Here is a 13,989-nt window from a genome sequence, read left to right on the forward strand (position 1 = left end):
AGTCATGGAGGTTAACGGATATGCGAAACGTCATGGACATCTTTAAACAGGATGTACGGAATATGCGGCGGGTGCCGCTGGTTGCTGTTCTGCTGGTGGGGCTTGCGATCCTGCCGTCATTGTATGCGTGGTTTAATCTGAGTGCGTCTTGGGATCCTTACGGCAATACAGGCGGTGTCAGTGTCGCCGTGGTCAATGAGGACAAGGGAGTCACCGTCGACGGGGAGACTGTGAACATCGGCAGTGAACTCGAAGCGTCCCTTCGGGATAATGAGCAGCTCGGCTGGACGATCGTTGAGAACGGCGAAGCACGAAAGGGTGTCGAACAGGGAGACTACTACGCGGCGGTTAAGATCCCCGAGGATTTCTCCGAGACGCTGTTGTCGGTTCTCGACGGTGAACCGGTCCAGTCGACTGTCCACTACGTCGTCAACGAGAAGGTGAATGCCATCGCCCCGAAGATGACCGACAGCGGGGCCTCGACCATCACACGAGAAATCAATGAGCAGTTCTCAAAGGAAACGTCGAGCCTGATGTTTGAAGCCTTTGATGAGCTCGGCATCCAGCTTGAAGAAGAGCTCCCGACGTTCCGGAGGATCCGCGACGTGGTCATGGATCTCGAAAGCCAAATGCCCAAGGCCCTCTCCTTCGGTGATACGCTGATTCAGGTAGACGAGGACTGGGATCGTCTCGACGGGTATGTGGATGAGATTCTCGCTTTTGAAGAGCAGTTTCCGGTGATTGAAGCATATGCAGAACAGGTTATTGTTTTGGATGAACGTCTTGATGAAGCGGACGTGGCCGCGGATATCGTCCTCACCCTTGAGGGCCGGCTCCCGGAGATCGAGGCGGCCATTGACGATTTCACAAGGATGACAGAAGAGATACCGGCATGGTCCGACGAGTTTGAGGACATACTTGACCGGGGAGAAGCGCTGCCGGAAGTGGGAGAAGACCTGCAAGCAGAGCTTCGGCGCATGCAAAGTGAGTTGCCGGCGTATGAGAAGCGTTTGGATGAATGGCAAGAAGAGCTCGCGGCACTGAGCGATGCGGCGGGGGACACACAGGAGACACTGATCGGGGAAACAAAAGCGCTCTACAGTGAACTCGATCAGCTAAAGGAGACTCTCGAGGGCGTCGGGGATCACGAGGCATGGGACGAAGCGGCGGACGCGGTCCAAGACGTGAACCGTGAGCTCAGTACCTATGATGCCCGCCTGGCCTCCCTCGAAGAAACGATCGTGACGGTGCTTACGTATACCTCTTCAATTGATCTTGAAGGGTGGCAAAGAGAGATTGCTTCGCTCCGGTCTGATATAGAGTCGGTTCAGGACGAACTGTCCAATCAGGCAGACGCGATCCGGGCAGGATCGCTCTCCGAAGAAGCACTTGAAGGTCTCGTATCCAGTCTTGATCCCCTTCTGAGCAGTGTGGGTGACTGGTCCGATGTCCTTGAGAGTGAAGAGGAGCTCATTGAAAGGCTCATTCAAGAGGCGGCGACAGTGATCGCCGGGGAGATCGCGTCTCTTGAAGAAGAGCTTGTGGAAGACGTGATGAAAGGGTTCGTTACGGGCCTTGATGCGTTCATGACCGATGTGGACAAGACGCTCTCGGCGCTCTTGCGTGAGCTTGACGAGACGGATCCGGAGGAGTTCGATGAGGCATTTGCCGAGAGGATCGAAACGTTTTCTGACCGACTGACACCGGCTGTGGCAATCCTTGAAGAAGCGGAATCCGTCCTCGAAGCCTTGATGGTCTTTGATCCTGAAGGAGAGCTTGAGGACGGACTCGGTGAGATTCGTTCCGTACGGACGTCGATTGCGGCGCTCACAGACGAACTAACTGCGCTTGAAGAGCGGCTGTCGGCCGATGCCTACCCCGGTGAAGAAGCGGTACTCGCCCTCATCCGAGCCATTGACGGGGCAAAGGAAGATGTGGCAAAGGCGAATGACTGGCTTTCGGATGAGGCCCCGGCTGTTCTTGACGGGATCGAACATGAAATAGAAGAGACCTTGGACGCGATGAGGACGAGGATCGGTCAGGCTGACGATCTTTTACGTGATCTCGATGAAGGGGCAGAACGGATGCTCATGCACTACCGGGAGGGTCTCGACACCGCAAGAGGAGCGGTTGGTCCACTCTCGGATGCGGAAGATCAGCTAAAGGCCCTTGCCGATGAACTGAACCGCCTCTATCCGGAAGTGGAACGTCAGATCACGCGTATGGCCGGCTTTGCAGACGAGGATTTGCCGAGGATTCAACGTCAGGTGGCGGCTCTCTCTGAGCGGATCCGGACGGATCTGCCTGAATGGCAGTCATCATATGAGGAGTTGGCGGACTGGCTTGACGCCGAATGGGACGAGATCGGCACGTCAGTAGCGACGCTCGCCGACTTTGCCCGGGACGATCTTCGTCTCATGGAAGAACAGGTCAGAGAGGTATCAGAGTCGGTTCGTGAGATTGAGGAGGACGAACGGATTCAGGAAGTGATCGACATTCTCCGCAATGATCTCGCGGAAGAAGAGGCGTTCTTCGCGTCCCCTGTCGTCCTCAGTGAAGAACAGCTCTTTCCGATACCGAACTACGGCTCGGCGAATGTGCCCTTCTACACGCCGCTCGCCCTCTGGGTCGGGGCGCTCCTTCTCAGTAATCTCGTGACGACGAACCTGCATGAGAAAGACCGAAAGGCACACTATTCGCTTCGGGACATCTACTTTGGCCGGGGGATTCTGTTTATGATTGTCGCCGTGATGCAGGGACTCATCGTTTCGTTCGGGAACCTGTTTTTCCTTGGGGTCTATGCGGCACATCCCGGATGGATGGTCGTGTTCTCCGTCATCATTGCCGTTGTATTCATGACGATTGTCTACACGCTCGCGTCGATTCTCGGCAATATCGGCAAGGCCCTTGCGATTGTGTTTCTCGTCTTGCAGCTCTCAGGGGGCGGGGGTACGTTTCCGATCGAAGTGACGCCGCCGTTCTTTCAGGCGATTCATCCGTATTTGCCGTTCACCTATGCGATCAACCTCCTCCGTGAAGCCGTGGGCGGGATGCTGATGCCGAACGTGCTGACAAATCTGATGATGCTCGGCTTCTTCTGGCTGTTGGCCATGGTCGTCGGGATGCTGTTAAAGCCGCTTCTTGCCAAACGGATTGAAGAAACGTACAACAAGAGCAAGTCGAGTCGCCTCGTCGAATAAGTGATGAAATCATGGTGAAGTTCCATGCGCTATATTGCGCCACGACCGCCTTTGTGGGAAAATGGAAGTAGGAAAAATGAATCTGCACGACCTGGAATCAGTGTCGGATCAGCGTGGAGGGGTGTATCGTGGGGAACGGTCAAAATCAGACAGAAAACCTGCAGGACTGGGGAACAAATGCGAGCGATACCGGTGCCGTGCGGGAGCTTTTGGATTTGAAAGATGCGTTGGATGAGTTTGCGGTGGTGATGATCACGGATACGAACGGGGTCATTACGTATGTCAATAACCGTGCCTGTGAGCTGAGCGGCTACAGCCGCGATGAGCTCACAGGCACGACACCGAGAATCCTGAATTCAGGCTACCATCCGAAGAGTTACTTCAGGACGATGTGGGAGACCATCAAAGCAGGCCGGGTCTGGCGCGGAGAGATCTGCAATCAGACGAAGCACGGCGATCATTTCTGGTCGCGGGCGACGATTGTGCCTCTTCGGAATGAACAGGGCGTCATTCATAAATTCCTCGCACTCCGTCACGATATCACCGATCGGGTTCACGCGGAAGCGGCCCTCCAGGATGCGCTCGAGAAGGACTTCTATCAGGTGGTCAAGAACTTGCAGAACGGGGTCTTTAAGCTGAAGAAGCGTGATCAGGCAGATGACATCGTCTTCACCCTGTCCGAAGGGCAGATCGCCGCGGGCTATCAGATGACGACCAAGGACATCGAAGGAAAACGAGTCAAAGATGTGTTTCCTGAGCCGCAGGCAAAGAAGATCACCCATCACGTGGATCGTGCGCTTCAACAGGGGGCTGAACGCTTTGAGCTGACGCTGAACGATCAGGTCTACCTCATCTATCTCACCCGCTTTGAAACGGCCTTTGCCGGCGTGGAAGTGGCGGGGTCCATCATCGACATCACCGACCAGAAATTGAAGGAACAACAGATTCAGACGATGGCCTACTACGACAGTCTCACCCAGCTGCCAAACCGGCGGTCTTTTGAACTCGCTTTGAAAGACAGCCTGCAGATGCCATTGGCAAATGGGGAGAAAGTGGCGGTCTTTTACATCAACCTCGACCGCTTTCAGTCCGTCAACGAAACCCTCGGCCATGCTGTCGGGGACCGGCTGCTGAAGAAAGTCGCGATCCGGTTAAAGACCCTGTTTGATCAGGGGGCGGTCCTCTCCCGCTTCAGCGGTGTGGACTTCGCCGTGATGGTCCGTCTCACCTGTGAAGACGGAGACGTCATTAAGCACGAGGCGGAGCGGATTCATGCGGCGCTCCGGGAGCCGGTCATTCTTGATAATATGGAGCTCTATACGAGTCCGGCCATCGGGGTCAGTCTTGCTCCGGATCACGGCACGGACTGGAAAACGATCATACAGTATGCGGATGCGGCGATGAACCGGACGAAACAGCTGCCGGGCCAGGCGTTCTATGTGTTTGACAGCGAGCTTGAAGCGTCTCTTCTCCGTCGTCTTGCCATCGAGCAGGAGCTTCGGATCGCGATAGAAGAGGGGACCCTTGATCTGTACGTGCAGCCAAAGGTGAAAGCCAAGACGTACCGGCTGAGCGGAGGTGAGGCCTTACTTCGCTGGCATCACAAGGAACTCGGCACCGTGAGCCCGGAAGAGTTCATCCCTATTGCCGAAGAATTCGGGATGATTCAGGATCTCGGATATTGGGTGATTCAGGAAGGGGCGAGGCGTCTCAAAAGCTGGCATGATCTGGGGCTTACGTATTTATCGCTGTCAGTCAATGTCTCGATCCGCCAGTTTATGCAGCCGACCTTCGCTTCAGACATGCAGGGGGTCCTTGATGAGACGGGGGTTGACCCCCGGAAGCTCGAACTTGAAATCACCGAGAACGTGACGGCTAACATGGAGATGACCCGCAAGGTCATGCTTGCCTTGAAGGAGATGGGGTTCATCGTCAGTATCGACGACTTCGGCACCGGCTACAGCTCCATGCAGTACTTGCAAGAGCTGCCCTTTGACCGGGTGAAGCTCGACAAAACATTTGTCATGGACCTCTCAAAAGCGAACCGCTCGATCATGCAGGCGACGTTGAAACTCGCCAGTGCACTCAGCATGTCCACCGTCGCAGAAGGGGTGGAGTCGTTTGCTCACGCAGCGTTTCTCTCCGAGTGGGGCTGTGAAGAACTGCAGGGTTTCTATTTCAGCCATGCGTTATCAGAAGCGGATTTCCACCAGTACTGGATCATCCCGGAGCTTGAGAGGAAGCGTTGCCAGCTTGATCGCGGCTGATTCACACGATCTTTTAGATTTCGATGTGGGATCGGGGGTTTTCTGCGGACCGATTCCCGGGTACACTACACATAAGACCTGCTACAGTGGAGAGCTTTCCGCAGAAAGGGGGCGCATACAGCCATGGAAATCAATATGTCCATCGCTGCGAACCACCTGCAGACGCAGCAGCAGAATTACGACATCGCGCAACAGCAGCAGCGCATCGACGACCTGGGTCAGCAGGATCTCAACACGATTCAGGAAGTGGATGAGTCTGATCAGGCACGTGAAGATTTCGAACAGCGTGACCAGCAGGAAATGATGGAAGAACAGCGCCTGCGTCAACAGCAAATGCAGCAGGCCCAGCGAAATGCCCAGCCTTATCTGGGATCGAACATCGACTTTTTTGCATGATGCAAAAGAAAGACCACCTGAGAGCGGATTGGACGCTTTCAGGTGGTCTTTTGTGTCGGAGCAGTTAAATCATATAGTCGTCTTCGGGGTCCCGGCGCATCCCTGTGCGGTGTTTGCGGTACAGAACGGCGTTGATCTCCGCGCCGACGACGAGGACGATGCCGATCAGAAAGAGCCAGAGCATAAGCACGATGATCCCGCCAAGGCTCCCGTACGTCTGCGAGAAGTTGGCAAAGTTACTGATATAGATCGAGAACCCGAACCCCGTGAGCTGCCAGGCGAGGGTGGCGAAGAGAGCGCCCGGGAGCGCGTACCGAAACGGGATCTTCGTGTTCGGCGCTAGATAATAGAGGGCGGCAAAGATCATCGCGAGGAGACTGATACTGACGACCCAGCGAAGGAGCCGGAACAGTTCTTCAAGCTCCGCCGTCAGAATCCCGAAGGAGCTGATGAAGCTGATGATCGCGTCCCCCATGACCGGAAGAATCAAGGCGACGATGAGTGCGAGAATCAGTCCGAAGGTGAGTGCGATGGAGACGAGCCGTGCTTTCCAAAACGGGCGCTGTACCTTGACGTTATAGGCTTCGTTTTGGGCTTTGATGAACGTGTTCATCCCGTTTGAAGCCGACCAGATCGTCGCAAGGATCCCGAACGTGAGAAGGCCGCCCCGCTGTTCGGTGACGAGATTGACGATCTGCCCCTCGATCATCGAGGCGATCTCCCCGGGGATGAACTGATACATCAACTCGACGACGATGTTCGGATCGAGGTCGAAGTAGGGAATGATCGACAGGATGAGAATGAGCATCGGAAAGAGAGAGAGCATGTAATAATAGGCTTGTGCCGCGGCAAGAAGCGGCACATTGTCTTTTGTGAATTCCTGGCCGAGGGACTTAAAGAACCCGATGACCGATCGTGCGATAGCCTTTGGCTTCATGATGAACCGCCGCGGTTTCGGACCTCGAGCCAGTTAAGGACATCCTGGAAGACCTGGTCGCGGTTCTGTTCATTGAGCATCTCATGACGTCCGCCGGGATAAAGCGTCATCGTGACGTCCGTGAGTCCTGTGTCGAGGTAACGGTCCCGAAGCTTTGTCACGCCTTTTCCGTGGTCGCCGACCGGGTCCTCATCGCCGGCGAACAGAAAGACTGGCAAATCCCGCCGGATCATGCGCTGACGCTCCGGATCCGCGAGGCGGGAGAATGCGGAAAACAGTTCATGATAGAAGGTGATGGGAAAGAGCGTCCCGCAGTATGGATCGGCCTCATAAGCACGTACCGCTTCGTCGTCCCGGCTCAGCCATGCGGCGTCAGACGTCTCGGGAAATGCGTCATTGTTGCCTGAGAAGGCGATCCGGTCGAGGAGCTTTGCCGGCTTGTTACCGCCTACGATCGTCTTCTGAAGAGCAGCGAGAGAGGCCCCAAGCCGGACATCGATGCCGTCATTGAAGGCGGTTCCGCTCAGGATCAGGCCGTCGATGAGGCGGCTGTAGCGGATCGCGACCTCCTGCATAATAAAAGAGCCGAAGCTGTGGCCGAGGGCGAAGACAGGGAGTCCCGGGAACCGCTTTTTTACGGATTCGATCAGGACGCGCTGGTCTTCGGTGATGCAGTCAAAACCGTATTTTCCGATGTGACCGAGGAGATGATTGGCTCCTGCGGTCCGGCCGTGTCCCCGGTGATCCGCGGCAAACACATGGTAACCGGAGCGGTTCAGATAGCGGGCAAATGTGTCATAGCGGCCCGCGAGTTCCGCCATACCGTGGGCGATGACGACGAGGCCTTTTGCATCGGCGTCCGTGAGCCATTCGTACAGATAGAGCGGCGTGCCGTTGTAGCCTTTAAATGGTGTATGGATGTCAGTCATGAGATCAAACCCCCTGATTGGTTGTAGGAATAGTGGAGACTGTTTATAAGTTGTGAGCGAGAAAACCCCCGAATTTATTGGGGGGGGATGACAGCGAACGGTCTTAGGCTTTCAAGCCTTTTCGCACCAATTCGTAGACGGCACTGGCAAACGTTGGAATCATATTCTCCTTTCGATATTCCTCTATCGCTTCGTACAATTCTTTTGGGAAATTCAAGTGCTTTTGCACCCTGGACATTGACATCAACCTCCTTTATAGATATATTTAGAGTATACTTAATATACCATAAAGAAGGAGTTGAACGCAATGACAAATCATAAAGCCTATCGCTTTCGCATCTATCCCAATCGAGAACAGCGAATCTTGATTGCGAAAACCATCGGTTCGACTCGTTTTGTCTATAACCACTTTCTTGCGAAGTGGAACGACAGGTATAAAGAGACAGGCAAAGGGATGTCCTACAATGCCTGTTCTGCAGAACTCCCGCAATTAAAACGGGAATACGAATGGTTAAAAGAAGTGGACAGCACCGCCTTGCAACAAGGGTTAAAACACTTAGCTGACGGATTCAACCGTTTCATTAAGAAACAAAACAAATACCCTCGATTTAAGTCAAAGAAGAACGATGTTCAGTCTTTTAAAACCGTCGGCAAAATGCGAATCGAAGGCAATCGCCTTTTCCTTCCGAAACTGGGCTACGTCAAATTCGCAAAAAGCCGTCATGTTGAGGGACGTATTCTGTCTGCCACGATCCGACGAACGCCAATGGGTAAGCATTTTATATCCGTTCTTGCTGAAACGGAGGTTAAACCATTCGATGCAACAGGATCAGCCGTAGGCATTGATCTTGGCATTGACCATTTCGCCATCCTTTCAGACGGGCAAAAGATCGACAACGAACGCTTTACACGAAAGATGGAACAGAAGCTAAAGCGTGAGCAACGCAAGCTGTCAAGACGCTATGAACAGGCGAAGAAAGACGGAAAACCGTTGCGTGAAGCCAAAAACTATCAAAAGCAAAAAGTCAAAGTTGCCAAAATCCATGAGAAGATCGCCAATCAACGAACGGATTTCCTTCAAAAACTCAGTACAACGATCATCAAAAACCACGATGTCGTTTGTATCGAAGATTTAAACGCCAAAGGAATGTTGAAAAATAAGAAGCTGTCAAAAGCCATTTCAGACGTATCTTGGTCGTCTTTTAAGGATATGTTGCTGTACAAGGCGGAGTGGCATGATCGCACGATCATCAAAATTGACCGATGGTTCCCATCCAGTCAGCTTTGTTCATCCTGTGGTCATCATGACGGCAAAAAGGATTTGCGTGTTCGATCATGGACGTGCCCCTCTTGTGGTACGCACCATGATCGTGACATCAACGCCAGTCGAAACATCTTACAAGAAGGGTTACGTGTCCTTTCATAAACGGAAACAAAAACCGTCGGTCAGACGGGGTTCGCTTGGTTAATAAGAGAAACCGCTGTTTTGCGTGTATGCCACGCTTTAACAAGTACGCTCTGTTCCCAAGAATCCCCCGACTTTAGTCGTGGGGAGTGTCAATTGTGTGATCTGACTTAATTATACAGCAAACAAAGCAGCATGCACGGCATTTCTTTTCCAAAAAAGGTGGATAGCCTTCTTTTTCTGCCGATATAAGCAATGAAGTCTTTTTTAAAGGAGGGGAATCATGGATATTGCAATGATGTCGATCGCCATGCACCAGGGCAAAGCACAGCAACAGGCTTCAATGGCTGTGATGAAACAGTCCATGGACATTGCGAAAGGGCAGGGAGAAGGCCTTGAGAAGCTGATGGAATCAGCCAACGTTCAGGCGCCTCAGGCAAGCCATCCCCACTTGGGCGGAAGCGTGGATGTTTCCGTCTGAATGACAGACACCGTCTCGTGCAGATGCACGGGCGGTGTTTATTTTTTGGGGAATGTGGAACAGGATAAGCGTGAGTAAAAAATGAAACGGTCAAACAGAAAGGATGTTTTTGCATATGAACGTACTCGTAGTTGGTGCGAACGGTCAGATCGGCACGCATCTGGTGAAGCAGCTGAAGGCCCATGACGGGCATAGCGTGAAGGCGATGGTCCGGAAGAAAGAGCAGGCCGAAGCCTGGGAACAGGAAGGCGTTCACGCCGTTGTCGCTGATCTGGAAAGTGATGTCGGGGATCTGAAAGAAGTCATGGAAGGCAGTGACGCTGTCGTCTTTACTGCCGGATCAGGCGGTGCGACAGGTGCGGATAAAACCTTGCTCATTGATCTGGACGGTGCGGTGAAGACGATGGAAGCCGCCGAAGCTGCCGGCATTGAGCGCTACGTGATGGTCAGCGCCATCCAGGCCCATAACCGGGCGAACTGGAATGAACAGATCCGTCACTACTTCGCGGCGAAGCACTACGCGGACCGGATGCTCGAACTGTCATCTCTGAATTACACAATCGTGCGACCGGGCGGCCTGTTAAATGATCCGGGTAAAGGGACGGTCTCTGCGGCGACTGATCTCGAACGCGGTTCGATCCCGAGAGAAGACGTGGCAGCGACGATCGTTGCTGCCTTGGATCACCCGAACGCGTACCGGAAAGGGTTCGATCTCGTGAGCGGGAACGACGCTCCAAAGGCGGCCCTTGACGGATTGACGTAATCAAGCTTTTCATAAAGAGAGACTGAGGGACTCTTCCAAACAGGAGGGTCCCTCGTGCCATGTGCATGTGTGAAAAGATGCAGGAAATGAGAGCGTTCTCCTGTTATACTGAAAGAAAGCAGTCACTACAGAGGAGGCGTTACAATGGATACCATCAATCTGCAGCAATACGCGCATCTCGCCCTCGACCGGAAGCTCGCAAGGGACGTTCTGTCCGACAGCGGCTTTACGCTCCTCAGGGAAGGGATGGTGATTACCCCGAATCATATCCGTCTCTTGAAATCGTATGATATTGAATCGATCCCGGTCTATGGACATACGTCTTTCCTTGAACAGCTCGATGCAAAGGTAAAAGAACAGCACAAGCCGTTCGTCAGCGCATACCGCGATTCGTTCAACCGGATGAAGACCCTGTTTGCCAATACGGACGAAAGCGGTGTGCCGGATCTCGATCAGACCCTCGATTCCTTTGAAACCCTCGTTACCGAATCGCTCAAGTCCTACAGCCTTTTCGAGGTGCTCCAACAGCTCGAAGGACACGACGGCTATCTTCTCCGGCATTCCATTCACGTCGGGCTCCTTGTCTCTTTGATGGCGAAGCTCATGAAGAAGCCGGACGATGAGATTGTGGAGTACGGGAAGGCGGGTCTCCTGCATGACATCGGTATGACCCGGATGCCTGACAGCGTCTTTCATAAGAGCGGCACCCTCACGGAAGACGAATGGGCGCAGGTGAGAGAGCATCCGCAGATCGGCTATGACCTTTTGAAGGATAAAGGCGTCTCGCAGCTCGTCCTTGATGCGACGCTTTATCACCATGAACGGATGGATGGAAGCGGGTACTTGAAAGGACTGAAGGGTGACGAGATTCCGGAAGTGGCGGCGATGATTGCCCTTGCGGATGTGTTTGACGCCGTCAGCTCAGACCGGGTTCACCGCAGCAAAATGGCCCCGATGGAGGCCTTAAAAACGATCAATGACGACATTTACCGCGGCAAGCTCTCGATTCGCTGCGGCCTTGCCTTTATCCAGCACATGACAAGCACGTATACAGGAACGACGGTGTATCTCTCCGACGGCCGCTTCGCCCAGATCGTTCGATACCAGGCGAGTGATCTGGAGAATCCGATGATCTCCCTTGAGGGAAAAGTCGTGCAGCTTAAGGATCTGAAGGGTGTATCGATCATCGATATTGCCGATAACCGCGTTCATGAGATGCAAAAGGAAAGCTGAAACGTAAGGGACCCCGTGTGAAACTTCGCAGGGTCCCTTTTGTATGTCTGTCATTAGATTGATTTGTTTACCATTCTCAGGCACGGCGGGCCATGTGACTCAGCTCACTGGTGAGTGCCTTCAGTTCCTGGGTAATGCCGAGAACCTCCTGAAGCCTTGCGTCTTGTTCGAAGGATTCCTCTTTCGATTTCTCTGTTTCATCCCGGACGTCATCCATATTCCGGTTGGCGCGGGTGATGCTGCCGGCGATTTTGGCGGTGGCTTCGTCGGTGGTAGTGGCGAACTTGCGGATCTCTTCAGCGACAACGGCGAAGCCTTTGCCGGCTTCTCCGGCCCGCGCGGCCTCGATGGAGGCATTGAAGCCGAGGATCGTCGTCTGTCTCGTAAGCCCTTTCAAAAATTCGGTTACTTCCGTCATCTCTGACAGGGCGCTCGCCGCTTCTTTAGAGCTTGCGCTGAGCGTATCATTAACCTCTGAAAGATGCCTTGAGCCGTCTGACAGTTTCTCTGTGTTCGTGACGATGTGATTCACTGCCTGATCGAGCGTGTCGGCCATGGCGCGGATTTTCTCTTCCTGATCGGTAGAGAGCCCCATTGTCAGGACCCCGCAGACCTCACCGTCTTCATCTTCGACAGGCAGGCCGATGGCGACATACGGAATTCCGTACACCTCTCTGTCCACATAGCGGACAATCCGCTTTCCTTCTTTTAATACCGAGTCATTCATCCCGCCCTTTCGGAATGTGCTGCCGGTTTTGATGCCAATGTCGAGTGCGTCCCCGGGCACGTAAGTGAGAAACGTCTCCCTGTCCGTGACGGCGACAAAGCAGTCCTCTACCTGAAGCTGCCGGATAAGCGGCGCACTCCAGACCAATCGTTGTAATATTTCCATGAAACTCAATCCCCTCAAATTGATTTTCACCTGATCCGGACCAAAAAAAAAGCATGACGGCATGACGGAATGACCGGGAATCAAGTCCCCGTGTCACGTGCATGCGGTCATACTCCAGATCTCAGACCGGTTTTATGAACTTAGTCTAAGAATAGGTCAATCGGAGGGAGATTTCAAGGCTCATTTTGTCTGACATAGATATAGGGAACGAATCCAACCCCGAAACACAATAAAATATGGGTGAAAGTAAAACGAAAGTGTAACTTGTCCAAGGATACTATGATATAATTTGGTATTATATGATAATATTGATCAACAAATGATATGAGATTTTTCTATTAAGGGGTGTGGATTCATGGAATGGATACGGGTGGCAGATGAACCGCATAAACTCATCGACCGAGTGCTTGCTGATAATGTGATTTCAGATGAAGGGTTAACCCTGTTACGGGAGGGGATGGTGGTCCGGGGAAGACATATTCCGATGCTCCGCCGTCAGGGGATCGAGATGATTCCTGTCGGGTCCTACGCACCGGTGCTCGACCAGATCGATCAGAAGTTTCATGAACATTATCCGAGATTTGCGGATACGTATAAGCGCCAGTTCGGGGAATTGAAGTCGTGTTTTTCGAAGATCCAGCAAGGAGACAAGGCAGATCTCGACAATGCCATTGCGATGTTCACGGAGCTCGCAGAAGAAGCCCTCGAGTCGGTGAATCTCTTTGAGGTGCTCCAGCAGATGCACGGACACAATGAATACACGTACCGCCACAGCATCCACGTCGGACTCCTCGGGGCCCTTGTCGGCAAACTTATGAAATGGCCGTCCGATCAGATCGTCCGCATTGGCCATGCCGGTCTCCTTCACGACATCGGGAAAATCCGGATTTCAAACGCCATCATCGACAAGCCGGACAAACTGACACCAGTGGAATTTGCGGAGATCAAAAAGCACTGCGAACTCGGACATGAGCTGTTGATAAACTATATGGACGCCCATGAAGATCTGCTTGACGGCACCCTTTATCATCATGAGCGCATGGACGGATCGGGCTATCCCTTTGGACTGATGAGCGGGGATATTCCGGATATTGCTCAGGTGCTCGGTGTTGTGGATGTCTTTGATGCCGTTTCTTCAGACCGGGCCTATCACCGAAAATCATCCCCTCTAGCAGCCCTCGGTGTTGTGATCAGTGAAGTATATCAAGGAAAGCTCTCTGCGAAATACGGGCTGCCGTTCATTCAGTATATGCTTGACGCCTACACCGGCTCCACTGTGATTCTATCAGACGGACGTGTGGCGCAGGTCGTGCGCATTCAGATGGAGGAGGTTGAGAATCCGCTCATCCGCCTGAACGATCAGGTCGTTTCGCTTCGCTCGCTGAAAGATGTGGAGATCCTCGATGTTCTCGATCAGGCATCGAAGAAGGCAATAGGCGGGATGACCTCCTAACCGTTCTTTCTGCAAAATACGACAATATTCTTG

Annotated in this window: 12 protein-coding genes; 8 read left to right on the forward strand and 4 right to left on the reverse strand. The window is 53.1% G+C overall.

Annotated features, from left to right (window positions below; genetic code table 11):
• Positions 1–20 precede the first annotated feature (20 nt).
• From BSEL_RS05405 to BSEL_RS05415, 3 genes are all read left to right on the forward strand, one after another.
• Positions 21–3,200, forward strand: coding sequence for a YhgE/Pip domain-containing protein (locus BSEL_RS05405; protein ID WP_013171991.1), 3,180 nt, complete (start codon positions 21–23; stop codon positions 3,198–3,200).
• A gap of 128 nt (positions 3,201–3,328) precedes the next feature.
• Positions 3,329–5,467 (forward strand): sensor domain-containing protein, encoded by a 2,139-nt coding sequence (locus BSEL_RS05410; RefSeq protein WP_013171992.1) that lies wholly within the window; start codon positions 3,329–3,331, stop codon positions 5,465–5,467.
• A gap of 123 nt (positions 5,468–5,590) precedes the next feature.
• Positions 5,591–5,863 carry a hypothetical protein gene (locus BSEL_RS05415; protein ID WP_013171993.1) on the forward strand — a complete coding sequence of 91 codons (273 nt, stop codon included), beginning with the start codon at positions 5,591–5,593 and terminating at the stop codon, positions 5,861–5,863.
• 64 nt (positions 5,864–5,927) lie between these two features.
• Here BSEL_RS05415 and BSEL_RS05420 read toward each other — a convergent pair whose 3' ends face one another.
• From BSEL_RS05420 to BSEL_RS18185, 3 genes are all read right to left on the reverse strand, one after another.
• Positions 5,928–6,800, reverse strand: coding sequence for a YihY/virulence factor BrkB family protein (locus BSEL_RS05420; RefSeq protein ID WP_013171994.1), 873 nt, complete (start codon positions 6,798–6,800; stop codon positions 5,928–5,930).
• On the reverse strand, positions 6,797–7,729 hold the full coding sequence (locus tag BSEL_RS05425) for an alpha/beta hydrolase (RefSeq protein ID WP_013171995.1): 933 nt from the start codon (positions 7,727–7,729) through the stop codon (positions 6,797–6,799). Before BSEL_RS05425 ends, BSEL_RS05420 begins: the two co-directional genes overlap by 4 nt.
• 103 nt (positions 7,730–7,832) lie before the next feature.
• Positions 7,833–7,967 (reverse strand): hypothetical protein, encoded by a 135-nt coding sequence (locus BSEL_RS18185; protein ID WP_013171562.1) that lies wholly within the window; start codon positions 7,965–7,967, stop codon positions 7,833–7,835.
• Positions 7,968–8,036: 69 nt separating this feature from the next.
• Between BSEL_RS18185 and tnpB the strand changes: the two genes are divergently transcribed.
• The 4 genes from tnpB to BSEL_RS05445 all read left to right on the forward strand — a co-directional run bounded on the left by tnpB (position 8,037) and on the right by BSEL_RS05445 (position 11,611).
• A complete protein-coding gene (gene tnpB, locus BSEL_RS05430; protein ID WP_013171996.1) occupies positions 8,037–9,155 on the forward strand; it encodes an IS200/IS605 family element RNA-guided endonuclease TnpB in 1,119 nt (372 codons plus the stop codon).
• A 262-nt stretch (positions 9,156–9,417) separates the two neighbouring features.
• Entirely contained in the window at positions 9,418–9,615 is a 198-nt protein-coding gene (locus BSEL_RS05435; RefSeq protein ID WP_013171997.1) for a YjfB family protein, read from the forward strand.
• 115 nt (positions 9,616–9,730) lie between these two features.
• Positions 9,731–10,378: an SDR family oxidoreductase gene (locus BSEL_RS05440; protein ID WP_013171998.1), complete on the forward strand. Its 648-nt coding sequence runs from the start codon at positions 9,731–9,733 to the stop codon at positions 10,376–10,378.
• 144 nt (positions 10,379–10,522) lie between these two features.
• A complete protein-coding gene (locus tag BSEL_RS05445) occupies positions 10,523–11,611 on the forward strand; it encodes an HD-GYP domain-containing protein (RefSeq protein WP_013171999.1) in 1,089 nt (362 codons plus the stop codon).
• 76 nt (positions 11,612–11,687) lie between these two features.
• Here the strand turns inward: BSEL_RS05445 and BSEL_RS18190 are convergent, their stop codons facing one another.
• Entirely contained in the window at positions 11,688–12,503 is an 816-nt protein-coding gene (locus tag BSEL_RS18190) for a methyl-accepting chemotaxis protein (protein ID WP_013172000.1), read from the reverse strand.
• 355 nt (positions 12,504–12,858) lie between these two features.
• Here BSEL_RS18190 and BSEL_RS05455 point away from each other — a divergent pair, with 355 nt between their 5' ends.
• Positions 12,859–13,956 carry an HD-GYP domain-containing protein gene (locus tag BSEL_RS05455; protein WP_013172001.1) on the forward strand — a complete coding sequence of 366 codons (1,098 nt, stop codon included), beginning with the start codon at positions 12,859–12,861 and terminating at the stop codon, positions 13,954–13,956.
• The last annotated feature ends 33 nt before the right edge of the window (positions 13,957–13,989 follow it).

Source organism: [Bacillus] selenitireducens MLS10, assembly GCF_000093085.1.
Lineage (GTDB): Bacteria > Bacillota > Bacilli > Bacillales > Salisediminibacteriaceae > Salisediminibacterium > Salisediminibacterium selenitireducens.